Here is a 26,472-nt window from a genome sequence, read left to right as displayed (position 1 = left end):
CTAACCAACAAGCTCATATCTACCATTACCTCATATACTGATCCTACGTCTCTAACTCATTAGGCCTCCTTTCCTGGATCAGCATGATGCAATTAATGATCTTCACAAGAAGCTCTGGCGTTACCCTATTTTTCTTGGAATTCAATCGGTCTCTTTAAAATTGTTTTTTACATTCACTCTTACTTTTTGCAAGTACTATGCCAATGTTTTCAAAAAAATCTGTCATCTTTAAAGAAAAGCTCAAGAATAGCTCTTTCCTATAAAGGATACAAGCCTTGGGGAATTTTTTATAAAATAAAAAAGCCGCCAAAATATGTATTGGCAGCTTGAAATGATCTTCTCCAAATGATGTGTGTATTTTTCTAAAATTGGATGTGTATTCTTTTCGTCCTTTTTCATTCGCTTATATCACATAGTGTATTAACTTTGGCAATTGACAATATTCTTCAAGAAAAAGATTATACTTCCTACTAGTAAAGAATCCCTCACTAATAATGTATTCTTACTGGTGTACCGATGGACACCAATCGCGATAGCACAAGGACGTCATTATTATACATACGAATGCAGCCACGGGATACAATCTTACCAATTGATGATGGATTATTGGTTCCATGGATACCATAATGGGGAACATTTAACCCCATCCACATAGCGCCAAATGCTCCACCCGGATTCGCCATCTTACTCGCAATGTAATAGTTACCGATTGGTGTGGGAGTATTTTTCTTACCAACACCAACAGGGAAAGCTCGGACTTGGGAACCATCCCGATAGAGGGTAAGTCGCTTGGCTGACAAATTTACAGTAATTGAATACGCCAATTCATCACCTCCTCTATAACATATGCAAGTGGACTATATAATGCCTAATCCAAAAATATAATTCTATTATGTAATATTTACCTAACAGATCCTGTAATTTGTATGTATGACTTAATAGATCGCATAAAAATAGTCTGCTACTCAATGTAAGAGATACAGACCATTTTTTTGTATGCTAAATAGTAAGCGTCAGAAAACTATTTCACTTACAATTCTTATATTTAGCGATTAAGTGTTTCTTCTTATGTGCAGGAGGCTCAATCTTTTTTTTGTATGGAGACTTTATATAGGTATCGATAACTTTCCACATTATTTTATTTTCTTCCTTTAATTCCCTAATCAATTGTAAATGCTCTTCAATCAAACTTTTATCTAAGGCGGTATTGGATTCATTTTACAATGGTACAAAATAGGGCATCATCACCATGGGTATTAAAAAATGTAGAATAAGAATACTATCTCTTAGAAGGACTTTAAAACGTTTTTATAGAATCAGTATCATACCTTTAAAGCTTTATCAAATAAAAAGGATACTACATAAGTCCACCTTATCTAAGAGAGCCTATAATTAATTCATAAAAAGGTGTACAGTAAGTATGCCTTTTTATTGTATTCAGGAAGGAGAGTCCCCTATTTGCTACGTTACATGCTAATTCGCATCTTTAATTCTCTGTTAGTCCTGCTCGCCATCATTACGATTACATTTTTCTTAATGCATGCCATCCCCGGCGGACCTTTTACTAGCGAAAAGAATATTCCTGCGGCTGTTTTGAAAAATATTGAAGAGCGTTATCGCCTGCATGACCCATTATGGAAACAATACATAGACTATTTGGGCAATCTAATCCGCTTTGACTTAGGGCCTTCGTTTAAGTACGCAGGTCGTACGGTTAACGATCTCATTCGTGAAAGCTTTCCTGTCTCCTTGCAGTTGGGTATGGTGAGCATTGCCTTATCTATTCTGTTGGGAATTCCCGCTGGTGCCATAGCAGCTCTGCGCCAAAATAAGTGGCAGGATTATGCTACTATGTTTTTTGCCACCTTGGGTGTCTCCGTACCTAGTTTTGTTCTTGCTACCCTACTTATATATATATTTGCAATCAAGCTTTCCTTATTACCTGCTGCCATGTGGGGTGGCATTACTTACATGATTTTACCAGCCTTAACCTTAGCGGGACAACCGACAGCTTTCATCGCCCGCCTTACCCGTTCCAGCATGCTAGAGGTTCTGGCCCAGGATTATATTAAGACCGCCCGAGCAAAAGGCTTATCCCCTGCCCTCATCCTCTATCGTCATGCACTGAAAAATGCCTTAATTCCAGTAATCACCTATATCGGACCTACGGCTGCAGGGATTCTAACGGGAAGTTTCATTATTGAAAATATCTTTGCGATTCCTGGTTTAGGACGGCATTTCGTTACCAGTATCTATAACCGGGACTATACCGTAATTCTCGGTGTGACCATTTTTTACAGCGTCTTGATTATTGGTTTAAATCTTATCGTGGATCTGATCTATCCGCTGCTCAATCCCCGTATTAAACTAAACGGGAAACAGGGGGAATAACAGCAATGCATCTTAATAGTCACTCATTTGAACCCATTCTGCAAAAGGATGCTGCCACAAACCATATTCGTCCTAGTATGACCTATCGGCAAGATGCCTGGCGTCGTTTGAAAAAGAATAAACTTGCCATGATCGGACTCTATGTCATACTGCTCATTCTTCTCATTGCCCTTGCAGGTCCCTGGCTGTCTTCTCTTTCTTACTCTGACCAAGATCTCATGGCAACCAACCAATCTCCCAGCGCTGAGCATTGGTTCGGTACGGATAATCTTGGTCGGGATTTGTTTATTCGTGTTCTGTATGGTGCACGAATCTCTCTGTCCATCGGTATTGTCGCCAGCATACTGAATCTTACTATCGGTGTAATTTATGGGGGTATCGCCGGCTTTTTTGGCGGACGTATTGATAAGGTCATGATGAATATCGTTGACATCTTATATGGTATACCAGTCTTACTGTATGTAATATTGCTAATGGTAGTCTTAGAACCTGGCCTAATCAATATTTTTATCGCATTGGGCATTGCGTACTGGCTGCGTATGGCACGGATTGTCCGCGGCCAGATTTTGAGTCTGAAAGAACAAGACTATGTGCTTGCGGCAAGGACTCTCGGAGCAAGCAACTGGAGAATTTTATTCCACCATCTGATTCCTAACAGTATGGGTCCCATTATTATTACCATGACACTGGCGATTCCCGAAGCCATCTTTACCGAAGCCTTCTTAAGTTTTATTGGTTTAGGAGTTGCCGCTCCTATGGCCAGCTGGGGAGTGCTGGCCTCTGAGGGAATCACCAGTTTGCGTTCCTATCCTTTCCAATTGTTCTTTCCCGCAATGGCAATCAGCATCACCATGCTGGCATTTAATTTTTTAGGGGATGGGCTGCGGGATGCCTTAGATCCTCGCGTACGGCGTTAGGAGGTATAGAATGAATAGCAACCCATTGCTTACAGTAGAAGAATTAACCGTGTCTTTTGATACCTATGCAGGTGAAGTAAAGGCCGTGGATAGTATTAGTTTTCAGGTTTACCCAGGGGAAGCCATCGGCATCGTTGGCGAATCAGGCTGCGGCAAAAGTGTTACTGCCCATTCCATTATGCAGCTTATTCCTACGCCTCCTGGCCGCTATGCCAAAGGTAAAATCCATTTTGGAAAAGATGATCTATTGCAGAAATCTGAGGCAGAAATGGCAAAAATTCGTGGCAATGATATCAGTATTATTTTTCAAGATGCTATGACGTCTTTAAACCCAGTCCTTACGATTGGAATGCAGATTGGAGAATCCCTGCAGCTGCATCAGCATATGAATAAACAAGATGCCTATGCACGGGCAGTAGAAATGCTGCGCCTGGTCGGCATACCATCTCCCGAAGAGAGGATTAAAGAATATCCCCATCAATTCAGCGGCGGTATGCGCCAGCGGGTCATGATTGCCATGGCTCTCTCCTGCAATCCGAAACTATTGATTGCCGACGAGCCCACTACGGCCCTGGATGTTACGATACAAGCACAAATTTTAGATTTAATGAAAGATCTTCAGGGAAAACTAAATACCGCCATTATTTTAATCTCCCATGATCTTGGTGCCATTGCCAGTCTGTGCAGCCGTGTCATTGTAATGTATGCGGGTAAAATTGCAGAAGCAGGTACGGCAATCGACATTTTTCACCAGCCCCAGCATCCTTATACTTGGGGACTCTTACAATCCTTACCTCGCATCGATATGATGCAAAAACAAAAACTCTCTATCATCCCCGGTCAGCCTCCTGATCTTTTGTCACCACCAACCGGATGCCCTTTTCATCCCCGCTGCCCTCACGCCATGTCTATCTGTCAGGAGCTTTATCCTGAAACAACAGTACTGACTAAGGAGCATATGGTACACTGTTGGCTGCAGCATCCCGATGCACCTAAGCCAAAACGGGAGGAAACAGCCTAATGGAACAGACAGCGCTACTGGAAGTGCGTAATCTTAAAAAGTATTTCATTACTGACACCGATTTTTTGGGACGCCCTGCCTCTTACCTAAAAGCGGTAGATGACGTGAGCTTTTCCATTGAAAAGGGTAAGACCCTCGGCCTCGTGGGCGAAAGCGGCTGCGGCAAATCCACCACAGGAAAAACGATTCTTCAATTGTATAAACCTACCGCTGGAGAAATTCTCTTTCATGGAAAAAATATCAATCATCTAATGGAAGAAAAGAAATTGCGCCGTGAAATGCAAATGATTTTTCAAGACCCCTATGCATCGCTAAATCCTCGCATGAAGGTGAGTGATATCATCGGTGAACCCCTAGACATTCACAGGTTAGCTTCCTCTGGGGAACGAAAAGAGAGAATACTAAATCTCTTACAAATGGTGGGACTCAGTGCAGAACATATGAGCCGCTTTCCTCATGAGTTTAGCGGCGGTCAGCAGCAGCGAATCGGCATTGCCCGTGCATTGGCGGTAGAGCCAAGTTTTCTCATTTGCGATGAGCCGATTTCTGCCTTAGATGTTTCGATTCAAGCCCAAGTGGTTAATTTATTAGAACGCTTGCAGGACGAACTAGGACTGACTTATTTGTTTATTGCTCATGACCTAGCCATGGTAAAACATATCAGCGATAGGGTGGCGGTCATGTATCTGGGGAAAATTGTGGAACTGGCCGATAGCGTTGAATTATACCGCAGACCTCAGCACCCTTATACTAAGGCACTACTATCCGCTATACCCATTCCAGATCCATTAGCAGAGGCCAAGCGGCAGCGTATTCCCTTAACAGGCGATGTTCCAAGCCCTCTTAATCCTCCTGCCGGCTGCCGGTTTTCCTCTCGCTGTCCCCATGTTATGACCTTATGTTCTGAGCAAGAGCCCGTCTTGCAAGATATAGGAGCTGGGCACATGGCAGCATGCCATCTCATTTCAAAAAAGGAGCTAAAAGACTCTACGATTTAGGAGAAAATAATGAAAGAATTGCAAAAAAAAATCGAAGCTACCTTAGCAGCATACAGGGGCCGCTGGGGAATGGTGATTCTGAATCATTCCAGTGGACAGCATTTCGCATTAAACCCTGATATGGTCTTCCCCGCAGCGAGTATGATAAAACTCCCTATTATGTATGAAGTAATGCGCCAAGCAGCAGCTGGCAGAATCGACCTTGAACAGCTTCTGATTGTAAAGGATGAATTGCGCGTAGATGGAGCTGGTATTCTAAAAGAATTGCGGCCAGGTATCTCTATGACGATTCGAGAACTTGTCACCTTAATGATCATCCTCAGTGATAATACAGCAACCAATATGCTCATTGATCTTCTTAGTATGAGCGCAGTCAACCAAACCATGGAGCGTTTGGGATTAAAATCAACAGTACTGCGCCGCCAAATGATGGATTTTGCCGCCGCTGCAGCAGGTCAGGAAAACGAAACCTCTTCAGCAGATATCATACGTTTATTAACAACAATTTACGATCATACCGATCTTCCTGCTGATTATGGCAAACTAATGATTGATATTTTATCCAGGCAGCAAGTTAGAGATAAATTACCCTTTTTCTTACCAGAAGAAATAGTAATTGCTCATAAAACAGGAACTCTCCCGGGAGTGGAGCATGATGGAGGAATCCTATTCTTACCCGGCGGACCTTTTATCATTTGCATCATGACTGCTGATCTTCCCGCTAATGTAGAAGGACTTCAGCTAGTTGCCGCCCTTGGCAAGGTAATATACGAACATTTTGGGCGTATCCAAACCAAGTAAGATGCCCTGGCAAGAAAGTCCATTCCTGATGGTTGTTTTGGCGAGAATTCATTTTCACATTAAGGGGGAAAAACAATGTATAAGAAAATCCTTCTAGCTATGATGATGCTAGTAATGCTCCTTAGCCTAACAGTAGGCTGTAGTAAATCTGACAGCAACGAGCAGGTGCTTCGCTATGCCTTAGAGGCAGAACCGGCAACCTTAGACCCTGCCAAGTCCACAGCCATTCCAGAATCCCTAGTCGAATTGCAGATTTTTGAAGGTTTGACCCGCCTGGATGCAAAAGACCAACCTGCAGCTGGCGTGGCGGAACGCTGGGAGGTAACTCCTGACGGCCTGAAATATGTTTTTTATTTACGCCAAAATGCAAAATGGTCCAATGGTGATCCTGTAACTGCAGGAGATTTTGAGTTTGCCTGGAAGCGAGTCTTAAATCCTGAATTTGCTTCTGAAAATGCCTATATGTTATTCTCCATAAAAAACGCCCAAGCTTACAATGAAAAGAAAGCAGCAGCTGACGCTGTAGGGGTGAAAGCCTTAAATGAGCATACCTTGGAAGTGACTTTAGAAAAACCTACAGCTTATTTTCTAAGTTTAGCAGCTTTCCATGCCTTTTATCCAGTTCATTCAAAAACAGTAACTGCCAGCCCGGACAAATGGGCTAATGAAGTAAATACCTTAGTTGGTAATGGTCCCTTCAAAATAACCAATTGGGTTCACAGTGGGCAAATTCATTTTGCAAAAAATGATCAATACTGGGATGCAGCAGCTGTGAAACTAACAAAAATGGAATGGCCAATTAGTGATTCCCAATCTACCCGGCTATCACTAATCGAAAATAAGCAAGTTGACATGATGGTGGAGCCGCCTGTTGTAGAGCATGACCGCCTGAATAAAGAGGGACTTCTCCAAATATCACCTTACTTAGGCACCTATTACTATGTATTTAATACCCAAAAGGCTCCCTTTGACAATCCTAAAGTACGTAAAGCTCTTACCTTGGGCATTAATCGCGATGCACTTGTGAAAAATGTAATCAAAGGTGGGAAAAAACCAGCCTACGCTTGGGTGGCACCAGGTCTTACGAATCCTTCTACTGGTAAAGATTTTCGTGAAGAAGGCGGAAATTATGCCATAGAAGATATCGAGTTAGCTAAAAAGCTATTAACGGAAGCCGGCTACCCCGGCGGACAGGGATTGCCTCCTATTACCATTTTGTTTAATACTGGCGAGATACATAAATCCATTGCCGAAGCGATTCAAGAAATGTGGAAACAGAACTTGGGGGTATCCGCGAGCTTAGCCAATCAGGAATCAAAAGTATTCTTAGAATCACGAACCCAAGGTGAATTTCAAGTTGCCCGGGCTTCTTGGGTCGGTGACTATGCCGATCCCATGACCTTTATGGATGTATTTAACGATCCCACCAATGATGCCAAGTATAAGAATCCAGCATATAATAACCTGATAGAAAAGGCCCAATCCACAATGGATCAAAAGGTTCGTATGCAGATCATGCATGATGGAGAGAAAGTTCTCTTTGATGATGCAGTGATCCTTCCCCTTTATTACACAACCCAGCCATTTGTTGCGAGACCCTATGTGAAAGGCTATTTCTGGTCTGTACTTGGTCTTGCTGATTTCAAAACAGCATATATAGAGAAGTAAGAAAACGTTGACTGGTCCTTTAAAAACATTTAAAACAATCGAACCACAAACGCAAAGGACACAAAGGGGCTTATTTATATTTTTCGTGTACTCCTTTGTGTGCCGCAGCAGCGGCATTATGCCTTTGTGGTTCATATAATTACTTATATTTTTTCACTTAAAAAACTTATAAATTCTAGTTCTATAAAAAATATTTCCATATAGGAGGTGATCTTATTTTTTCTATTCCTCAAATTAAACCGAAGCGCCTCTTGCCTGGAGACACGATCGGTGTGGTTGCTCCCGCCAGCCCTGGGGATGAAGAGTCCACTCTGGCAGGCATAGCATGGCTAGAAGCACAAGGCTTTCATGTTCATCTAGGAAAAACAATCGACCAAACCTTCGGATATTTAGCAGGATCAGACGCCTTGCGGGCAGCGGATATCAATACTATGTTTACCTCACCTGATATTAATGGCATTATTTGTTTGCGGGGCGGCTATGGTACCATGCGGCTATTAGAATTATTAGACTATGACATGATACGCACCCATCCTAAAGTATTTGTTGGCTATAGTGATATAACCGCCCTACACACAAGTATCAGGCAAAATACAGGCCTCGTTACCTTTCATGGACCCATGGTAGGATCAGATATGGGAACAGGTCTGACAGATTATACTTGGGATTATTTATCCCGAGCGATTACGGTTTCTGAGCCTCTCGGTCCCATTCTAAACCCTGCTGATTCATTGCCTCCCAGCTTTATCGCCCAGGGAGAGGCCCGGGGACAACTGACAGGAGGAAATTTAAGCCTCATTACAGCCACTCTTGGAACTCCTTATGAAATTGATACCCGGGGAAAAATTCTGTGTCTGGAAGAAGTCGCCGAAGCCCCCTACCGCGTAGACCGAATGCTGACCCAATTGCTGTTAGCTGGTAAACTGCAAGATACAGCAGGAATTGTATTCGATGTATGCGCCAACTGTGAATTAGAATTAGAACCGCCTGACTTCACTGTAGAAGAAGTCTTGCGGGATCGTTTAGGAAATTTACAAAAACCCGTACTCTATCATTTGCATTTTGGGCATACTGCTGATAAAGCAACGCTTCCCTTAGGAGTCACAGGGATACTCAATTCTTTTTCAAACAACTTCGAGATTATTGAAACTGCTACTACGGATTAAAGACCGGGGAACTGAGGTGAAAGACAATCATGGATAAAAAAGCATGGAAAGAACAAGTAATTGCCGCAGTGGATGCTATGGCTCCAGAGCTTATCGATATGAGCCTGTTCTTACACGAAAATCCTGAACTGAGCGGCCAGGAATATCAGGCAGCTCAGCGACTTATTAGCGCAGCTGAAAAGCAAGGCTTTCTTGCGAAAAAAAATATTAGCGGTTACGAAACGGCCTTTATTGCCCACAAAGGAACTAGCGGACCTAAAATTGCTTTCCTCGCTGAATATGATGCGCTGCCAGGACTAGGTCACGCCTGCGGACACAATCTCATTGCCGCTATGAGCTGGGGTGCAGCAGCAGCATTTGCGGCGGTGGCAAAAGATCGGGCCGTTTCCTATTTGATTGGCTGCCCTGCAGAGGAGACCAGCGGTGCTAAAGTCTCCATGGCTGCTGATGGTATCTTTGATGACTTAAGGGCAGCCATCATTATTCATCCTGGAGACAGCAACAACATGGGTGGCACGTCTTATGCCACTCATCCCTTAAAAGTAACCTTTCACGGATGCCCTGCCCATGTAGCCAGCAAAACAAATAAAGGGGTCAATGCTCTAGATGCCCTTGTCATGTTTTATCAAGGCATTAAACCCTTACGCCAAACCTTTACTCAAGAAACCATCCTAGCAGGAATTATCACCAAAGGAGGAACAGCTCCTAACATTGTAACGGATGAGGCAGAAGGGAAATTTACCATACGGGCTTTATCATCTCACTATTTAGAAGAAACCGTGATTCCTGCAGTACGAAGGCTGGCAGATGGCATCGCACTAGCCACAAAGACAAGGGTTGAAGTTGTACATTATGAGCCTTTGTTCAAAGAGCTGATCAATGATCCTGAGTTAATGAAATTCTTCCAAGAAAATATGACCTTGCTGGGTGAGAAAGTCACCCTGTTAGAACCAAATGATGCAGATGGCTCCACCGATGTAGGTAATGTCAGTCACGCGGCACCTACCATCCATCCCGATATTTTCATTGGAAGCAACCTTTCAGCACACACACCGGAATTTGCCACAGCAACAGGATCACCCTATGCTCAGGAGCGATTATTAATAGGAGCGAAAGCGATGGCCATGACGGCTATTGATTTGCTTGATTTATAGAGATTATATTTGCTATTACTAAAAACAAAACCTTTTGAACCGCGAAGATGATGAAGAACAGGTCGGAATATCCATACGATTCCGACCTGTTCTTTGTGTTTCTTCGCGACCTTCGCGGTTCATTATCTTTTTTATTAACGCTTTACATGTCGAAGCATTCCAATTACTTCGATACTTCCCGGAAGATCCATTTGATAGAATAAAGCCTCTTCCATTGCTGCTACAACTACAGTACTTGGTCCTGCAGATTTATGAATATCGATTTGTATCCCACTATGTAAAATTAAATGCATATTATTATTCTCAGCTAATTGCTGTGCCTCATACAAGATTCCTTTAGAACCTACAGGAACCAATTCATATACACGTTCAGAGCCAAGCAACGTTTTTATCAATTGATAACCGGCGATATCCCCTTTTTCACTTTTTAGTACTTCTTCTCCAACTTTGGGTTTCCCAATAGCGACCAGCAAAGCATCCTGTTTAACATTATTCACTTTTAGATTTTTATTTTCGACAAGTCCCACAGCCGTAACTCCGAAACCAGTTGCAAAAGTTGCAAAATTTTCTTCTGTACTTCCCGTCAGTACAATTTTACCAATACCAGCCTCTTCTAATTCCTCTTCAATACCTGCTATGATTTTTTTACCTGTGACTTCCATTTCATTGCAAATGGTATTAGCCAAACAAACGACCTCTGCTCCTGAACACAGAATCTCAAAAAGAGCAACCCTTGCGGTGTACTTTCCAGTAACAAAAGGAGAAACCTTAAGAACATCATACTCTTTCAATCCGATTCCACCACAGCTGTCACAAGCAACTACTATGGTTTTTGCCTGGCCCAAATCAATCAACGTCAAATCTCTTACTTTTTGTACCTTCATATTTTCTTCCTAACCTTTTTTATCCTATTGGGCAACAACTTATATACAAGGCATGCAAGGACAATATTAAGCGTCGCGATACCTGAAAGTACAGGCAGATACGCGATCATTCCTGCTATACCGATCACAGGCAGCAACAATGGAGTTAACATTAGCAGTGAGACTGGCCCATTCATGATAACCCCCAAAACTCCCGCTAGGGTGATTGCTTTTAGAGAAAACTCCTCACCCTCTGCCACCTTGCGATAAACAAGACTAAAAATTGCCATTGTTGCTGCCATATCGATCATGATGACAATATGAACAGGAAAGGACAATGGAAATCCGGACAGCAGCGCCGTCAACAAATGTCCCATCATACCAATGAAAGCACCATAGGCCGGACCAAGCAGCAGTGCTCCTAAAAATCCTGGCATCGAATCAAAAGCAATACTACCCATAACTTTTATGTTAGCTCCAATAAAGCTCAGTGCGATAAATAGAGATGTCAAAACGATTTCTTTTGTTTTCAAATTTCCTCTCCCGCTTTCTATATACTCAAAATAGCTATGAGTGTGAATTCCTTATATTACGGAAATAAATATTTTAATTTGGTTAGTTTAAAAAGGAGAATGGTAAGAGGTAGTGCTAGCATGGAAACTAGGATGAACTGAACTGCTGAAATATTTTCCGCAGAGGGAACAAAAATATGATATTGCCCAAGAAACCAATTGAGTGCGACTAAAACAACGATCCCCATTAGCCTATAACGAAATCGTAATCGCAGGCCAATACACATTGTAATAATAATACTAGTGATTATCAAATGGAGGAAGAAAAAAATCTGATGACCTTTCTCTGGATCTGAAAACCAGTTAACATCAAATCTAAATAATCGTCCTCCTTCATTCAGAATAAAGACAATTAAATTGTGGATGGATGCATAAATCATATAAATGGTAAGAAACTTAAAAACGAAAGAAGGCTCTTTATCATGCAGCCCTCGCCAAATCCATTTACTAATTGCATAAAGAATGCAAAGCCCAATTCCAGTATAAAAAGATCTCCACCAGAAGTGCTGATAGATTCCTAGTTCTGTAAAATACCAATCTAACCCAGTAAAAACAGCCGCAATACTAATTACATAATTCCAGGAAAGTGAAAAAGCATTGATTGCAACAGCAGAAGCCGGAACAATCAATGAATTAGATATATAGGAGCCCAAGTAGTTATCCAACCTTGCATCCTGCAAAATACCAGGGAAGTAATGATACCCATTCAATAAAATTAAAATGACGATCTCAAAGGGGTGAATCACGGCGCTTGTCTGCAAATGCAATAGGAGGATTTTCCAGTCTTTTTTATAAACGAGTGATGCTGCTACAAGAATCAGGCTTATCATGATTAGCCCATAGTACCAATAAGCAGAAGACAGCATTTTGATCTCCTCACCTTTTATAATATCGCCATGCGATCATTGATACTATTACCTGATTCGGATTAAATTAAACAATCTAAATACAATTATAACGACTTCTCACTCTTTCCAATGATCCTGCTTGCATTCACACAAGCTGCCAGAGGCCTATCTGCCAATCCTGCAAGAAGGTTATCGACGGTAATCTGTGCCATTGCAGTACGAGTTTCTACCGTTGCGCTGCCGATATGAGGTGTAATGAGAATGTTAGAAAGCTTCAGCAAGGGATGATCCTGGGCCACAGGTTCTGGATCAGTAACATCAAGGGCCGCATAAGCAATTTCTCCTGATTGCAAGGCCTCCACTAATGCATCTGTATTCACTACTGGACCTCTTGATACATTAATGAAATAAGCCGTAGATTTCATTTTTCGAAACTCTTCTCTACCAAATAAGCCTCTGGTCTCTTGAGACAGAGGAGTCAAGACGATAATCGCATCGGATTTGTCCAATAGATTCTCAAAAGATTGATATGCTACACCAATCTTGTCATCATCATGACGACGATTCCGATTATAATAGATCACATTCATGCCAAATGCCTTTGCTCTTTGAGCAACTGCAGCTCCAATTTGCCCCATACCGACGATTCCGAGAGTCTTACCAGCAATATCAATACCAAAAGATAGTTTATGACCAAGAGCCCAAGAGTTTGCCCTTACAAAATCCCACCCTTCATGAATTCGCCGCGCTGAACATAACAAAAGAGAAAATGCCAGGTCAGCAGTAGCATCAACAAGAACTCCCGGCGTATTGCCAAAGGGTATATTGTATTTTGAACAAGCTTCGATATCAACGTTGTCATATCCCACAGCCATCTGAGCGATCACTTTGAGCCTCGGTGCATTCTGTAACAATTCCTCATTTACTGCCACACTATTATTTACAATCAGACCTTCAGCATCGGCAACCCATTCCAATAAAATATCTCGGGGAATGTCATTTTCTTGTCTTCCATTGCTTAATACTGCAAAAATTTTGCAGTCGTTCTAATGCTGGAGTCATCAGTCCACCAATGACTACTACATTCGGTTTACTCATCTTCAACACCCCTATCTTTATCTCAATATCTATATTCCTTCTATTTGCCAAGTCTATACAAAATCCTGCATGACAATAAGACTCTTTAACGATTCTCATCCTGTATGATCCAAAATTTTTAAATAGCGTCTTTGCGCCTTAAACATCTAATGCTAAAACACAAAAGCTTAACATGCAGTACTCCTTCACAAGACGCTACCGCCATCTCTGCCTTTTACAGATGATTCTGAACATAAAAACCAGAAGTCTTCACTGCAAGCAGCTGCAACTCCTGGCAGTATGGTTCCTATCATCCTGTCTTTTCAGGGCTCCCCTATCCATCTCCAATGAATCCCAATTCATTGGCTACATATCATATAGCTCCTTAGCCAGTTGATGGTTTGTAATACTTGTATTCATAAAGCCTAATGCCTTCCAAAAATCACATTTAAACTTACTCATGATTATATTTATCGTTAGACCTTCCACCTTAAACTCATCTACGATTGTTCGATCTGCCAGATAGGCATCAAGTACTCTTTGTAAACTTGCATCAATGATACTTAATTCATTAAATATCATGTCTATCTCACCCTCATCTGAATACCCTTCTTCTAACAGTATCTTTTTTACAACAGCCTCATCAAAAACAATCACGTTGTTTCCCTCCCGTTTTTTTTGTTTATCCCCTTGATCTTATTGTGCAGTAATTTCCTTTTTATTATCTTTATTTATTTGGTGTAATAACAGCATCTTTTAGCTATCATGCAATTAACAAATGACTTGTCCTTTTAATCACACTTACCATTAGGATAAACCATTTTGAGAATCATTACCTCTCCTGAAAGATATAGATTTTAATATTTCACAAAATATTAATACAAAAATAACCAATGTCCCTACTCGGGCAAGATTTTTTCATACCGACTGCATATTTTTATTTCTATGAATATAAGAAAAGGACTGACGTGCTCTAACACGCCAGCCCACAGGCTTCTAACCGGGAGCGGTTAGCTCAGATTATAGGGTTAAGAATAACCGCCGTCTTTGAGCTGGCGTTATTTCTTTTTTATCCCTTCGGCTTACTCCATATCGATATGCTTCTCTCCCCATTGGTACATGAGATCAAGAATGGGAATTAACGTTTTGCCTTCATTGGTTAACGAATACTCAACTTTGGGAGGTACTTCATTATATTGTTCTCGATGAACCAATTTACTCGCTTCCAATTCCTTTAGCTGTTTGCTTAATGTTTTATGTGCAATCGGCTGAAGTTCTTCTCTCAATTTGTTATACCGTATTACTTCGGCTTTATAAATTTCCCACAGGATAATCCACTTCCATTTACCTTCCACTGCTGACATTGTGTAGTACATCGGACATTTCCCAAATTTACTCTCAAAATCTACCATGATAGCCTCCCCATGCTAACCAAAAGGTTAGTATATAACAAATTTGTGCATACTTGATTATCTTCCTATAAGAATATATACTTTGAAACATAAAGTCAAGATTGAACTTAGGGAGGTATTTATATGAAAATAATAGCAATCAATGGAAGTCCGAGAAAGACTAAAAATACTGCAACTTTACTTAAGAAAGCACTTGAAGGCGCAGCATCACATGGAGCTGAAACAGAATTAATTCATCTTTACGACTTAGATTACAAAGGGTGCATTAGCTGTTTTGCCTGTAAATTAAAAAACGGTAAAAGCTATGGAAAATGTGCTTTTAAAGACGGATTAACACCGATTCTCGAAAAAGCAGCAACCTCAGATGCAATTATTCTTGGTTCGCCAATATATTTTGAATCAGTTACTGGTAATATGAGATCTTTTATGGAAAGATTAATGTTCCCCTATCAAACATATACATCTGGGTACAAAACTATATTTGGTCGAAAAATACCAACCGGCTTTATCTATACTATGAATGTAACTCATGACCAAATGAATGAGTTAGGATATACACAGGGATTGAGATTCTCGGAGATAGATTTAAAAAGAGTATTTGGTTATTTTGAGCCACTTGTTGTCAATGATACTTATCAATTCGACGATTACTCTAAATACGTCATAACAGTTTTTGACGGAGATAAAAAGGCCAAAGTAAAGGAAGAGCAATTTCCCGAATACTGCAACAAGGCCTTCGACTTAGGAGTACGCTTCGTTCAACAAGCCAAAATTCTCAAAGAAAATCCATAATAACAGTCTATAACAAGACACTACCACCGTCCCCACGTCATTCCACAAAAATAAAAAAACCAGAAGTCTTCACTGCAAGCAGCTACAACTTCTGGTATTATTAACTTCATGGCGGAGAGGGTGGGATTCGAACCCACGAGACAGTTTCCCGCCTACTCGATTTCGAGTCGAGCATACCCACATTTTTAAGGTATAAGCCCGTATTTTCCACTAGTATATAATCCATAGAATCCAGCTTTTTCACGGTTATCAATCGATGTAGTTCATTTATTTTTTTGCTGTTTTTTACAGTCTGTTATCAAAAGTGTTATCAAAAGCGCCATTTCGGCATATATCCCCTGCGGGGCTTCTATACTAAGACTTTTGCCTGTGTCTATATATTAAGACCAGCTAACTAATTAAATTTAGCTTTTTTTCTACAGATCCACTCATTACGAATGAGAGGAACGCTATTTGTAAATGTTTATGTTAATTGATAACCTTTGTTTTTCCTGAATTCTTGCCGTTTATCATTTGTACCTATTGGTAAACAGCAAGGGACATTTGCAAACGATAAGGGACAATATAATGGACAAGCAAGTCAGCGTAAAAAGTTTAGATCGAGTTATGGGCACCATTACCTCATCTATTATATTATAACCACTGCCATCCCGTTACATCAACTTCAATACATGAAATGATTCTGCTAGCGGATATCTTTAACAATGGGTGAAGGAAGTACCCAAGGCACTTTGCCCATTTGTCGCCCTTATATGCTTTTTACAAAAGTAAATATTCCTGTCTAGTCATTTTTTTGCGATTTATAGGTTCCTCTACAAGCTGATTGATCTTTCTCTTTATTTCTGGACGACGGAAAAACTTTAAATTGGAGGCTATCGCATGATTTATACAGTGATTTTCCCGAATGGAGGGATTGACTTGTGCTAGAAACGGTTTTACATCTTCTTGGTCATATTTTATGGACGAAAGTAAGGCTGAAAACTCATCATATCTTATACGTATAATTGCTTCACGGACCAATCAGAATATGATTACAGCAGTTTGCTTCAATTGTTTCAAGCTGATTATGTTTAACGCAGCCACCTTTGGTTTCCATCATCGGATAATATAGTTACATATTCCCAATCAACCTTAGTTTGTTCTAATACAAGCACATGACCAATCTCATGTCTGGCTCTACATTTATCATCTTTACTTATATCAAAAACATCCAAATCTACTTCACCCCACAATTTGACTACTCGCTCCGATTAAAGATTAAAGAATTTGAACCATAAACGCACGTTTTAGGTACTTATATAGAAGTCTTTCAAATAGCTTATTTAAGCGTATTTTTTCATTCTAAAACTATTATCCAAAACAAAGTATCAACATAAAGCTAATACAACCTTTAATGCACTTATTTTTCGATTCATTATCTTAACGTAGGTAAAAAGTAATGTTTTTACCCATTTTAACTCTTAGCGTGGGCTTTGTCGGAAATGTTGGCGACATCCCATAGCCATCAAGCTAAGCCATAGTCAATAATAGTGGACACTCATCGGGCACCTATTTTCGCCAATTTTTCTTTCAGTTCATGATTTTCAATGGTGTCTTTTAAGTGTACATGAGTATTAAAACTATTTCATGGCACACTAAAAAACCACATATACAGTGAAAAATTCACAAAATTGTGAAATTAGTTTATGCTGCCATTCTAACTCTCCCTGATGTTCGTTTATAACAAGCCCTAAGAATATCAAAAACAGTTTTCTTGTTCTTCCTATAAAGATTTCAGGCCATTCCTGACTACATTTTCAAATACTAACTGTAAGGTATTGAAAGCTTTACTAGGGATTTCTATAAGTTTAAAGGATAGTCTATCAATATATTCATGAACAATCTCAGAAACTTTCATTTCACTGGCTTCAAGTGCTTTATTTTCTAACACTAAAGCCCTCATCTTAAACGTTACAGCAGAACTCAAGAGTAGCAAAATGAGTTTCCCATAAAGCTGACATTGAAATCGTTCTATTTTAACTGGTTTTACAATGTGTATATGAAATATAGATTTCCAAGTTTTAAATACTATCTCCACCTGCCAACGCAATGAATAGAATTCATGAACTTCTTCGGCACTTAACACTGCTTCCTCGATATTCGTTATATAAATGGATATCCCTAATAATTCAATGGTATGATCACTCTTCTCTATCCCTTTCTTTTTAGCATTCTTCTCACACTTCTCCGACCTTTTTTTCAATTGTTCTTTTGTTAGTTTATATAAAATAAGCCTGGTTTTCAGTTTTTTCTCCCTACCTACATAGACATCCTTAATTTCATAACGTTCTCCATCGCTCATCTGTTTCATGATGTCAGAAATATGAATTCTTGTAAAAAATGTTGATTTTTTTAGGGGTACCATTCTTATAATACTCGATCTCAGTATTTTCTATATACACGGCTATATTCGGTTTGAGTCTTGATATATAAAAGGCTTTTCTCTTTTCTACATCCAAAAAAATCTTCAAAACTGAAATAGCCAAGGTCTCTTAAAATAAGATCTCTAGGTTTGATAGTATCTCTTATCTTGGTTCCAAAAGTGTTATCATTTCCTGAGCCAGCTCCCACTTCTACATTCATAAAATTTCCTGATTTCAATTCATATTCTAGTTGTATTTTAACCCCTGAAGGTTGAGAGCATCCACCTGAGCCAGGGTAGGTATGCTTATAGTTTTCTGGTACTTGAAAAGCTGTAGAATCAAGTATTCTTATTCGTTTGAAATCGTCATCCCATAGACTGGATATACGAGTATGATTTGTTATTGTTTGGCGTAAAAGTTTCTCGAAAATCTTCTTTAGAAATTCCACACATCTTTCATTTAAACGTTGGTCTAATGCCTGATTGGAAATCACTACGCCTGTTTTTGCACTCAGTTTTGTACATAAGGTAACAAGTGTGTGGTTCGCAACCCCTACATCCATAAAGCAGCATAAGCAAACGAATTCACATGCTGTAATTTTACCCTTTCTTTTCACAAAACCAGTTTCTATTGCTATTTCTTCAATCTCCTCTTTTGAAAACCATCTTTTGAGTTCATCTGCAAAATGCTTTATATTTTCATCCAAAGTTAAGTTTTCTTCTATCAATTATAAATTCCCCCATCTGTATGCTTTCATCGTCCTTTAAAAGGATAACATTTTTTTACAAATGGGGGGGGAGGGGGCTTTATTTAATTGAATTTTCTTAGCTTGATGGCTATGGGGTATCGCCAGCAAATTTAAATTATATATTGGCTTCTTTGCGCAGAATTTCACTCTTATCTGTTCGCTCCCATGGCAATTCAATGTCAATACGGCCAAAATGACCATACGCTGCTGTTTGACGATAAATGGGACGGCGTAAATCCAATGCTTTAATAATACCAGCTGGACGCAAGTCAAAATGCTTATTAATAAGAAGAGCAATGTCAGCTTCCTTAAGTTTAGCAGTTCCAAAGGTATCCACCATAATAGATACTGGTTGAGCAACACCAATTGCATAAGCTAATTGAATTTCACATTTATCAGCCAGTCCCGCAGCTACTACGTTTTTAGCTACATAACGAGCAGCATAGGCAGCTGATCGATCCACTTTTGTACAATCTTTACCTGAGAATGCACCACCACCATGACGTGCCATTCCACCATAAGTATCAACAATAATCTTGCGACCAGTAAGTCCTGCATCACCTTGCGGTCCACCGATTACAAAGCGGCCTGTCGGATTAATATAATATTTAGTATTTTCATCTAGTAAGGCAGCAGGAACCATTGGTACAATAACTTTCTCAATCATATCTTTTTCAATTGTCGCTAAATCAACCTCAGGACTATGCTGAGTAGAAATAACAATGGTATCAACACGAATCGGTTTTCCATCTTCATATTCCACCGTTACCTGAGTTTTTCCATCAGGACGCAAGTAATCTACTTCATCGTTTTTGCGCACCTCAGACAAACGACGAGCCAATTTATGCGCTAAAGAAATTGTCAATGGCATATATTCCGGAGTTTCATTGGTTGCATAACCAAACATCATTCCTTGATCACCAGCACCAATCGCCTCGATTTCATCCATTTGCCCTTTCTTAGCTTCCAAGGCCTTGTCTACACCCATCGCAATATCAGCGGATTGCTCATCAATAGAAACCAGCACCCCACAAGTATCCCCATCAAAACCATACTTCGCGCGAGTATACCCGATCTCTTTAATTGTATCACGTACAATTAAAGGAATATCTACATAGCAATTCGTAGTAATTTCACCAACGACATGCACCTGTCCTGTAGTCAGAAGCGTTTCACACGCTACCCTCCCCATAGGATCTTTTGCCATAATCGCATCAAGTACACTATCTGAAATCTGATCCGCCATTTTATCAGGATGTCCCTCTGTCACTGACTCTGAAGTGAATAAAACACGTTTTTCTCCCATAACCTACATCTCCCTGTTTACTAAAAATCTCTTTCTTTAAGGATGTCACTATCATTCAGATCAATCGTATACAACATTAGCCTGCTTGTGTGATGGTAGTCGCTTCCTTGGTTCCAAGTCGCGCTCAGTACACCGACGACCGACCTCTACGGGACTGTATTTACTTGGTGCGACCATCCTTGTTGAGGTCAAAATCGGATTACTCGGATTACGTGCTTATGAAAGTCAATAAAATATAGATTGTTTTTTGAATCCATCCTTAGACCATAAACACCTAAACCCGCATTCAGTGCAGCGCCATCATCCCCGGAGTAAGCCTTTTCACCGTTTCCTGCAATCGAATAAATTACACCCTGCTCTATATCTACCATACGGATTCTATTAGAACCGGTATCGGCAATGAACAAATTTCCGTTAAGATCCACTTCGATTGCATGCGGCACTTCGTCTACTCCAATTTTTTCCTTATTAGGAAGGATTCCTCCCAAAAAGCTATTGGTGATACTGCCAAACTCATTTACTGGACCAGCTTCACCTTTTCCCACAATAGTGGTTATCCTCCCAGTTTTAGCATCCACTTTTCTGACAGCGAAATTTAAACTATCAATAATATAAATGTTATCATATCGATCGATTGCTAACCCATACACATCATTCATCTGTGCTTGCTCTGCCAGTTCTCCATCACCGCTATATCCGTAAGTACCAGTTCCTGCATAGGTCGATATCATACCATTTGTACTAATCTTTCTAATTCTATTATTTTTGTAATCATTAAAATATACATTTCCTATAGAATCAGCAATAACTCCGGCTGGATAGTTGAGTTTTGCATCACATGCTTTTATGTTGTCACCGTTGTATCCTGTATCACCAGTCCCAGCAATTGTGTTAATGATACCTGTCATAGCATCAATTTTTCTGATTCTATGATTTAAGAAATCGGCAATAAAGATATTTTCATTACTATCTATGAATACTCCGGCAGGTCCATTGAGTTTTGCATCTACAGCAAGTCCCCCATCTCCGTCAAATCCTTTTGCACCGCATCCTGCTACCGTTGTGATCATTCCTGTTCCTACATCAACTTTTCTAATGACATGATTATGCATTTCAGCGACAAAAACGTTATCGTTCTTATCAACTGCCAAGCCTGCAGGTCCGTTAAGCTGTGCGATGTCAGCCTTTTCCCCATCTCCAGAGTATCCGGCAGCGCCTGTCCCCGCAAATCTATGTATTGTACCTTTTGTCCATTTAATGTCTTTAGAAATCATTTTTCTACCCCCAATAAATAGTTATCGTTTTGTAAAGTTAAATGAAAATTGAGGACCTGCCATCCTTTCTGGTACAATGTTTTTGCGACAAAACACATACCTCCCAGAAAGGAGACAAGTCCTCATGCAAAACATTGTATCAATTAGGTGTCCAAAGTGCAACAACTCTCACTCATTTTATCGCTACGGCAAAGATAAATTGGGATTCCAAAAATATCAATGCCGTACATGCAATCATCAATTCACCAAATAATCCAAGGTCAACTGATAAACCAAACTATCCTAGTTGCCCTGCATGCGGTAAAGCTACTTTTCTTCACCATGATCATAAGCATTACTCGAATTTTCGTTGCTGCGATAAGAAATGTAATCATTCTTTTTTCACTGCAAAATCTTCTATAATAGCTCCTCCATCTATGAATCATTTGATGGGTAAGACCAATTTTAAACGCATGCGTTATCCTGTTCATGTCATTCTTTCTGCTTTATCCATGTTTTATTTGGGTAAAGATTCTTTTAGAAATATTGCTTTAATCATGCGTACCGTTTTTAATATCAAAGTTTCACATACTTCCATTAGTAATTGGTGTAAAAACTTTGCCCCACTTTTTCAAAATATCAGCTTAAAGCTAATACCGTCCTTAAACTTAAATTCTGATGAATGGCATGCCGATGAAACAGTTGTCAAAGTAGCTGGTGTCAAATACTATATTTGGTTTGTTGTGGATTCAGAAACTCGTTTTGTTGTTGCTTTTCATCTGTCTCCTCATCGTGATTCTCCACAAGCTTTTTCTGTTCTAAATGCAGCCAAAACATTAGGGCAACCTACAACGATTGTCTCAGATCGCTATTCTGCTTATAACGTGCCTGTTAAATCTGTCTTTAGGGATGTAAAGCACATTCGAGTAGAATCATTTAAAGATGATGTTTCCAATAATCTCATTGAATCTTTCAACCATCAATTCAAAGCTTGGTACAAAACCAAACAAGGCTTCCATTCCTTTGCCTCAGCTAATAACCTCATCTCAATGTTTGTATTCTTTTACAACTTCGTCAGACCACATTCTGCTCTTAATTACCTTACACCAGTACAAGTTGCCGGACTCAATTTAACAAAGAAACAAAAACGAGAGTATTTGATTGTAGCTTGATGAATTTCAATGAAATATTGTGCTATTCTTTCATGTTTACTTTACAGAGCCATAGTTATCATTTTGTAAGATGAATTGTAGCTAAAGGATTTGTCTACCTTATGATACAATATTTCCCAGAACCATTATATCAATTTAGATGTTCAAAAGGCAATCATTCTTAGTTTATTGTTTCTGCGAGGATCCTTTCAATTTTCAAAAATATCAGTGCCACAAGCGCAAACACCATGTAATCCCTATAGTAATTACCATCTCTTACAATCGTAGATTTCTAGCAACGAATGGACGCGTCAATCATCTTTTCCAAGTCTTCAGCAGTGTTAATCCATTGACATTTTATACTTTCATCGATAATTCTTATATTTCCCGATACTGTACAACCAGCTCCCAATTCCAGTATCCCGTCTATTCCAAGGCTTTTGAAATTGCCAACAATTCGGTCCCAAAGTATCGGAGCTGCAAGCTGCTTAGATAACTTTTCTTTGATTTGATTTCCTTTTACAGCCCCTTCACCATCAACGCAGGAATATACCGGATATTCAGAATCACTAAAATTATATCTTCCGAATATTGGTGTCGACTCCGCAGCCATATTTAAACATAACGGACTATGGAAAGCAGCAGTGTCCAGAGGTATAACCCATCGTGCCCCACTTTTTTTTGCCAGTCTTGCAACTTCTGCGACTTTCACTTTACTACCTGAAATTACATTCTGGTCACGCGAAAGATACGTAGCTAGGACAACAGAGGTTTCCTCCGGATCGACAATCCGGCAGCACTCCATCAGCTTATTTCTGTCAAGCTCCATAACACGCGCCATCATACCATCTTTAATACTATCATTTGTTATTACTAGCTGTTCCAACTCATAGATAAGTTTTAGAACCTGTGGGAACTGCATGGAGCCAGCCGACGCGACTGCCGTAAATTCGCCTTGACTAAAACCAGCAGCTGCTATTGGTCCCTTTACATGCCGTACGACTAACTTATAGACGGCATAACAGTGCGCCACAAGACAAACTGTATGTAATTCTGGATTTAAGACAGGATTTTTATAGGAAATTTCGCACAAATCATATCCAATATAATCACTAGCAGTATCCATAATATCCTTAAAAAAATCATAGTTATTGTAAAATGTAGGGCTTAACCCTTTGTAAAAAGCATCTCTAGCCGGAAAGACAACTGCATAATTTTCAAACCTCTTCAAGATAATCCTCCTCATACAACATGTACTCTCTCTGAAGCCCAAAGTATTCTATTGATCAGAGCTTCAGACTCTGAACCTGCTGCCTTACTGGCTGACACCTTCCTTCAATATAGCTTTTTTTCTTTTAGCCATTTGTTTTAAATAAGCAAGACGTTCTGTTACATGTGAATCTGACGATATTGTTCTATAGATGTTTAAGAGGCCTTCCTCAAGCTCTTCGCAGTTCATCTGTTTGGGTTTAATATTTATATCCCAAAAGGTATGGTAACTCCAGTCTCTATCAAGGATTCTCCCCTCGCTGTCCAATTGCTCTCGAAGTCGTGTTCCCGGTAAAGGTGTCGGAACTGTGATATTACTGCCATAAAGCATATTTTTCTTAATAAAATTTGCTGTTGATTCAAATATGTCAGATCCATCTTCATCAAGTCCGACGATAAAAGTGCCATAAACGCCGATACCATATGACTGAATTTTTTCTATCGATTGTTCATATTTAGGAAGCTGCTTCAATTTCCAGTTTCTTTTATCAAGGTCATATAGACTTTTATACGAAACGCTTTCAAATCCAATTACAACCCATTGACATCCTGCCTGTACCATTAATTTTAAAAGCTCATCATCTTCGGCAATCGAAATATCAGTTTGCGCGATCCATCTTAAATTCATATCCCGCATTTGTCTGAGAAGATCCTTGGACTGCTTTCGCAGAACAAACACATTATCATCGGCAAACAAAATAAGTGCATTAGGAAATTTTTCGTTTATTACCTTTAGCTCTCTAATAATGGAACTGTTATCTTTTCTTCGGTATTTGGAACCAAAAATCTTGGAAGCCGAGCAAAAGAAACAATCGTGGGGACATCCCCTGGTTGTTTGCAAAGTAATTAGCGGATAATTATATCCTTCTAATAAATCAAACCGCGGCAGCAGTGTATTTTCAAAGCTGTAACTCCCTGGTGAAGTTTCGCAATAGACTCTCTTCACGTTTTTGTTATTATAATCGTTTAAGAATTCAGGTACTAGAACTTCCCCTTCACCTGAGAGCACCACATCTACATATTTCAGTGCCTCTTCTGGCATCAGCGTCGCATGTATACCGCCAATAATAGTCAAAGCTCCATTTGCCCTAAACGATTTGGAGATCTCATAAGCATTCATGATCTGCTGGGTCATTGCACTAATAAACACAATATCGAATTTCTCATTATAGTTTATAGACCTGTAGTTCTCATCGATATAATGACATTCCCATTCAGATGGCAGTAAAGAAGCTATTGTTATCAGCCCTAAGTTGGGTCCTGTCCATAAAAACCTAAAGCTTTCCATACTTTCCAAACCAGCTAGAAAAGATGACATTTTCTCATTTTTCCCAAAAGTATTACCTTTTGGTGTAACCAGTGCAACCTTTTTCATCATATTATCACGCCCTTAAATATGTATTAAAGAAATCTAATACTCTTTTCTCGTACTCTCCACTCTTAATGTATTTATTTGTCAGGTGCCTTGAGTTCGGTACTCTCCACAACATTGCATGATTGGATTTCAGCAATTCAAAAGCTAGTTCTGCATTTTCTATAGCAATTATGTTATCTTTGTCTCCATGGATAAATAATACTGGCTTCCCCTTCAATTCTTTTAAAATCTTTTTTGTCTTATTTGCCATTTTTAAATAACCGCCATAATACAGATATAATGACAAAAATAAGAATCGTACCAAAGGGTTTGTTATACCTTTATTATCTAAGACATATTGAAAGTATTTTTTTACTAAAATAAGCGGTCCGCTGTCAACTACTACGACTTTCACGTCGGAATACCTATGCATCGCTAATAATGCGGGTACTGATCCCATTGAAAAACCCATAATACCAAAAGGTCCTTCAATACCCATTTTTTTTATAGTCTCAATCAGTGCTATAAAATCATTTTCTAGTGAGTATTGAATTCTGCTATCATCGCCGCTCTCTCCATGGTTTCTGAAATCAAAGCTAATCACTCGAAATCCCGCCTGTATCAGAGACTCAAAAAAAGGGAAAATGGCTTCCTTGCTCCCCCCCAGATAATGACAAGCGAGTATTGTCCCCTTTGGATTTATAGTTGGTTCATAATTAATACCTTTAAGCTTGAGGCCATCCTTCGCAGTAAAATCAAACTTACGATATGTTATTGATGAATTTTTTTTTAGGCAAAACTCATTTTTCTTGGGATGACCCAATGCTAATACTAGCTTGTATGCTCTTACAAAATAATATATTAGAATCAATACACTAATAATTATAGTAAAATGAAACACGTTCACACCCGCTAACAATGTATTTTAAATTCTTAAAGTTCTTATCTCATTCTTAACATAAAAACATTTCCATCGATTTTATGCCAGCCATACAAGGATTTTGCGTGGCTGATTTTACTCTACAAAACGCAGTCTAAAGATTCATTTATTCAAATACTCTCTCACAAAATTTGCGTAAGCATTGATATTTTTCACTTTATCCATGTTTAAATCAGCATCATCTATTTCGATATTGAAAATCTCTTCAATCTCAACTAGGATTGATAATGCCAAAATGGAATCTATACCTAAAGATAGCAGGGGAGTTTCATACGTTATTTTTTTTGTTATTTCCGTATCTTTAAGCCTCGAAATGACTATGGATTTAATCCTTTCTTCTACCGTTGCATTTTTATCCATTGGGTAACC

Annotated in this window: 25 protein-coding genes and 1 pseudogene; 10 read left to right on the top strand and 16 right to left on the bottom strand. The window is 39.5% G+C overall.

The window, feature by feature from the left end; all coding sequences use genetic code 11:
• Positions 1-488: 488 nt before the first annotated feature.
• Entirely contained in the window at positions 489-824 is a 336-nt protein-coding gene (locus LMF89_RS14290; RefSeq protein WP_229535684.1) for a L,D-transpeptidase, read from the bottom strand.
• A 634-nt stretch (positions 825-1,458) separates the two neighbouring features.
• On the opposite strand from LMF89_RS14290, the gene LMF89_RS14285 reads away from it, so the two are divergent.
• The 8 genes from LMF89_RS14285 to LMF89_RS14250 all read left to right on the top strand — a co-directional run bounded on the left by LMF89_RS14285 (position 1,459) and on the right by LMF89_RS14250 (position 10,116).
• A complete protein-coding gene (locus tag LMF89_RS14285; RefSeq protein ID WP_229535683.1) occupies positions 1,459-2,391 on the top strand; it encodes an ABC transporter permease in 933 nt (310 codons plus the stop codon).
• A gap of 5 nt (positions 2,392-2,396) precedes the next feature.
• Positions 2,397-3,308, top strand: coding sequence for an ABC transporter permease (locus LMF89_RS14280; RefSeq protein ID WP_229535682.1), 912 nt, complete (start codon positions 2,397-2,399; stop codon positions 3,306-3,308).
• A 10-nt stretch (positions 3,309-3,318) separates the two neighbouring features.
• Complete coding sequence (locus LMF89_RS14275) at positions 3,319-4,329, top strand: ABC transporter ATP-binding protein (protein ID WP_229535681.1); 1,011 nt, start codon at positions 3,319-3,321, stop codon at positions 4,327-4,329.
• Positions 4,329-5,327 (top strand): ABC transporter ATP-binding protein, encoded by a 999-nt coding sequence (locus LMF89_RS14270; RefSeq protein ID WP_229535680.1) that lies wholly within the window; start codon positions 4,329-4,331, stop codon positions 5,325-5,327. The genes LMF89_RS14275 and LMF89_RS14270 overlap by 1 nt, the downstream gene beginning before the upstream one ends.
• A gap of 9 nt (positions 5,328-5,336) precedes the next feature.
• On the top strand, positions 5,337-6,128 hold the full coding sequence (locus tag LMF89_RS14265) for a serine hydrolase (RefSeq protein ID WP_229535679.1): 792 nt from the start codon (positions 5,337-5,339) through the stop codon (positions 6,126-6,128).
• A gap of 75 nt (positions 6,129-6,203) precedes the next feature.
• On the top strand, positions 6,204-7,796 hold the full coding sequence (locus LMF89_RS14260) for a peptide ABC transporter substrate-binding protein (RefSeq protein ID WP_229535678.1): 1,593 nt from the start codon (positions 6,204-6,206) through the stop codon (positions 7,794-7,796).
• Positions 7,797-8,068: 272 nt separating this feature from the next.
• The gene (locus tag LMF89_RS14255) at positions 8,069-8,962 is read left to right on the top strand and encodes a S66 peptidase family protein (RefSeq protein WP_229535677.1); all 894 of its coding nucleotides are present in this window, start codon (positions 8,069-8,071) and stop codon (positions 8,960-8,962) included.
• Between the two features lie 29 nt (positions 8,963-8,991).
• The gene (locus LMF89_RS14250; RefSeq protein WP_229535676.1) at positions 8,992-10,116 is read left to right on the top strand and encodes an amidohydrolase; all 1,125 of its coding nucleotides are present in this window, start codon (positions 8,992-8,994) and stop codon (positions 10,114-10,116) included.
• A gap of 134 nt (positions 10,117-10,250) precedes the next feature.
• On the opposite strand, the gene LMF89_RS14245 is transcribed toward LMF89_RS14250, so the two are convergent.
• The 6 genes from LMF89_RS14245 to LMF89_RS14220 all read right to left on the bottom strand — a co-directional run bounded on the left by LMF89_RS14245 (position 10,251) and on the right by LMF89_RS14220 (position 14,888).
• The gene (locus LMF89_RS14245) at positions 10,251-11,000 is read right to left on the bottom strand and encodes an AIR synthase related protein (protein ID WP_229535675.1); all 750 of its coding nucleotides are present in this window, start codon (positions 10,998-11,000) and stop codon (positions 10,251-10,253) included.
• Positions 10,997-11,512, bottom strand: a complete 516-nt coding sequence (locus LMF89_RS14240; RefSeq protein WP_229535674.1) for an ECF transporter S component — start codon at positions 11,510-11,512, stop codon at positions 10,997-10,999. The genes LMF89_RS14245 and LMF89_RS14240 overlap by 4 nt, the downstream gene beginning before the upstream one ends.
• A gap of 56 nt (positions 11,513-11,568) precedes the next feature.
• Positions 11,569-12,417, bottom strand: a complete 849-nt coding sequence (locus LMF89_RS14235; RefSeq protein WP_229535673.1) for a hypothetical protein — start codon at positions 12,415-12,417, stop codon at positions 11,569-11,571.
• Positions 12,418-12,503: 86 nt separating this feature from the next.
• Positions 12,504-13,376 (bottom strand): 2-hydroxyacid dehydrogenase, encoded by an 873-nt coding sequence (locus LMF89_RS14230; RefSeq protein ID WP_229535672.1) that lies wholly within the window; start codon positions 13,374-13,376, stop codon positions 12,504-12,506.
• 466 nt (positions 13,377-13,842) lie between these two features.
• On the bottom strand, positions 13,843-14,133 hold the full coding sequence (locus LMF89_RS14225) for a hypothetical protein (protein WP_229535671.1): 291 nt from the start codon (positions 14,131-14,133) through the stop codon (positions 13,843-13,845).
• Between the two features lie 425 nt (positions 14,134-14,558).
• Complete coding sequence (locus LMF89_RS14220) at positions 14,559-14,888, bottom strand: winged helix-turn-helix transcriptional regulator (protein WP_007955077.1); 330 nt, start codon at positions 14,886-14,888, stop codon at positions 14,559-14,561.
• 123 nt (positions 14,889-15,011) lie between these two features.
• Between LMF89_RS14220 and LMF89_RS14215 the strand changes: the two genes are divergently transcribed.
• On the top strand, positions 15,012-15,680 hold the full coding sequence (locus tag LMF89_RS14215; protein WP_229535670.1) for a flavodoxin family protein: 669 nt from the start codon (positions 15,012-15,014) through the stop codon (positions 15,678-15,680).
• 1,070 nt (positions 15,681-16,750) lie between these two features.
• On the opposite strand, the gene LMF89_RS14210 is transcribed toward LMF89_RS14215, so the two are convergent.
• From LMF89_RS14210 to LMF89_RS14190, 5 genes are all read right to left on the bottom strand, one after another.
• Positions 16,751-16,912: a hypothetical protein gene (locus LMF89_RS14210; RefSeq protein ID WP_229535669.1), complete on the bottom strand. Its 162-nt coding sequence runs from the start codon at positions 16,910-16,912 to the stop codon at positions 16,751-16,753.
• Positions 16,913-17,442: 530 nt separating this feature from the next.
• Positions 17,443-18,084, bottom strand: coding sequence for a transposase (locus tag LMF89_RS14205; protein WP_229535668.1), 642 nt, complete (start codon positions 18,082-18,084; stop codon positions 17,443-17,445).
• A 17-nt stretch (positions 18,085-18,101) separates the two neighbouring features.
• On the bottom strand, positions 18,102-18,809 hold the full coding sequence (locus LMF89_RS14200; protein ID WP_229535667.1) for an IS4 family transposase: 708 nt from the start codon (positions 18,807-18,809) through the stop codon (positions 18,102-18,104).
• A 136-nt stretch (positions 18,810-18,945) separates the two neighbouring features.
• On the bottom strand, positions 18,946-20,136 hold the full coding sequence (metK, locus tag LMF89_RS14195; protein WP_229535666.1) for a methionine adenosyltransferase: 1,191 nt from the start codon (positions 20,134-20,136) through the stop codon (positions 18,946-18,948).
• Between the two features lie 188 nt (positions 20,137-20,324).
• Complete coding sequence (locus tag LMF89_RS14190) at positions 20,325-21,410, bottom strand: NHL domain-containing protein (protein ID WP_229535665.1); 1,086 nt, start codon at positions 21,408-21,410, stop codon at positions 20,325-20,327.
• A 124-nt stretch (positions 21,411-21,534) separates the two neighbouring features.
• Here LMF89_RS14190 and LMF89_RS14185 point away from each other — a divergent pair.
• A pseudogene (locus tag LMF89_RS14185) lies at positions 21,535-22,561 on the top strand (IS6 family transposase).
• Between the two features lie 271 nt (positions 22,562-22,832).
• On the opposite strand, the gene LMF89_RS14180 reads toward LMF89_RS14185, so the two are convergent.
• The 4 genes from LMF89_RS14180 to LMF89_RS14165 form a co-directional block, all read right to left on the bottom strand.
• Positions 22,833-23,771 carry an ACP S-malonyltransferase gene (locus tag LMF89_RS14180; protein WP_229535664.1) on the bottom strand — a complete coding sequence of 313 codons (939 nt, stop codon included), beginning with the start codon at positions 23,769-23,771 and terminating at the stop codon, positions 22,833-22,835.
• Positions 23,772-23,855: 84 nt separating this feature from the next.
• Positions 23,856-25,187 carry a B12-binding domain-containing radical SAM protein gene (locus LMF89_RS14175; RefSeq protein ID WP_229535663.1) on the bottom strand — a complete coding sequence of 444 codons (1,332 nt, stop codon included), beginning with the start codon at positions 25,185-25,187 and terminating at the stop codon, positions 23,856-23,858.
• Between the two features lie 4 nt (positions 25,188-25,191).
• Positions 25,192-26,064 (bottom strand): alpha/beta hydrolase, encoded by an 873-nt coding sequence (locus LMF89_RS14170; protein WP_229535662.1) that lies wholly within the window; start codon positions 26,062-26,064, stop codon positions 25,192-25,194.
• A gap of 141 nt (positions 26,065-26,205) precedes the next feature.
• On the bottom strand, positions 26,206-26,463 hold the full coding sequence (locus LMF89_RS14165; protein ID WP_229535661.1) for a phosphopantetheine-binding protein: 258 nt from the start codon (positions 26,461-26,463) through the stop codon (positions 26,206-26,208).
• Positions 26,464-26,472: the final 9 nt, after the last annotated feature.

Source organism: Pelosinus baikalensis (assembly GCF_020819555.1).
GTDB lineage: Bacteria > Bacillota > Negativicutes > DSM-13327 > DSM-13327 > Pelosinus > Pelosinus baikalensis.
This window is presented reverse-complemented; position numbering and strand designations above follow the sequence as displayed.

Coding starts and splice junctions, on each gene's coding strand:
- LMF89_RS14270 (WP_229535680.1), top strand. CDS start 4,329: ATGGAACAGACAGCGCTACTGGAAGTGCGTAATCTTAAAAAGTATTTC.
- LMF89_RS14175 (WP_229535663.1), bottom strand. CDS start 25,187: ATGATGAAAAAGGTTGCACTGGTTACACCAAAAGGTAATACTTTTGGG.
- LMF89_RS14275 (WP_229535681.1), top strand. CDS start 3,319: ATGAATAGCAACCCATTGCTTACAGTAGAAGAATTAACCGTGTCTTTT.
- LMF89_RS14250 (WP_229535676.1), top strand. CDS start 8,992: ATGGATAAAAAAGCATGGAAAGAACAAGTAATTGCCGCAGTGGATGCT.
- LMF89_RS14165 (WP_229535661.1), bottom strand. CDS start 26,463: ATGGATAAAAATGCAACGGTAGAAGAAAGGATTAAATCCATAGTCATT.
- metK (WP_229535666.1), bottom strand. CDS start 20,136: ATGGGAGAAAAACGTGTTTTATTCACTTCAGAGTCAGTGACAGAGGGA.
- LMF89_RS14220 (WP_007955077.1), bottom strand. CDS start 14,888: ATGGTAGATTTTGAGAGTAAATTTGGGAAATGTCCGATGTACTACACA.
- LMF89_RS14245 (WP_229535675.1), bottom strand. CDS start 11,000: ATGAAGGTACAAAAAGTAAGAGATTTGACGTTGATTGATTTGGGCCAG.
- LMF89_RS14190 (WP_229535665.1), bottom strand. CDS start 21,410: ATGATTTCTAAAGACATTAAATGGACAAAAGGTACAATACATAGATTT.
- LMF89_RS14265 (WP_229535679.1), top strand. CDS start 5,337: ATGAAAGAATTGCAAAAAAAAATCGAAGCTACCTTAGCAGCATACAGG.
- LMF89_RS14235 (WP_229535673.1), bottom strand. CDS start 12,417: ATGCTGTCTTCTGCTTATTGGTACTATGGGCTAATCATGATAAGCCTG.
- LMF89_RS14280 (WP_229535682.1), top strand. CDS start 2,397: ATGCATCTTAATAGTCACTCATTTGAACCCATTCTGCAAAAGGATGCT.
- LMF89_RS14215 (WP_229535670.1), top strand. CDS start 15,012: ATGAAAATAATAGCAATCAATGGAAGTCCGAGAAAGACTAAAAATACT.
- LMF89_RS14260 (WP_229535678.1), top strand. CDS start 6,204: ATGTATAAGAAAATCCTTCTAGCTATGATGATGCTAGTAATGCTCCTT.
- LMF89_RS14205 (WP_229535668.1), bottom strand. CDS start 18,084: ATGGTACCCCTAAAAAAATCAACATTTTTTACAAGAATTCATATTTCT.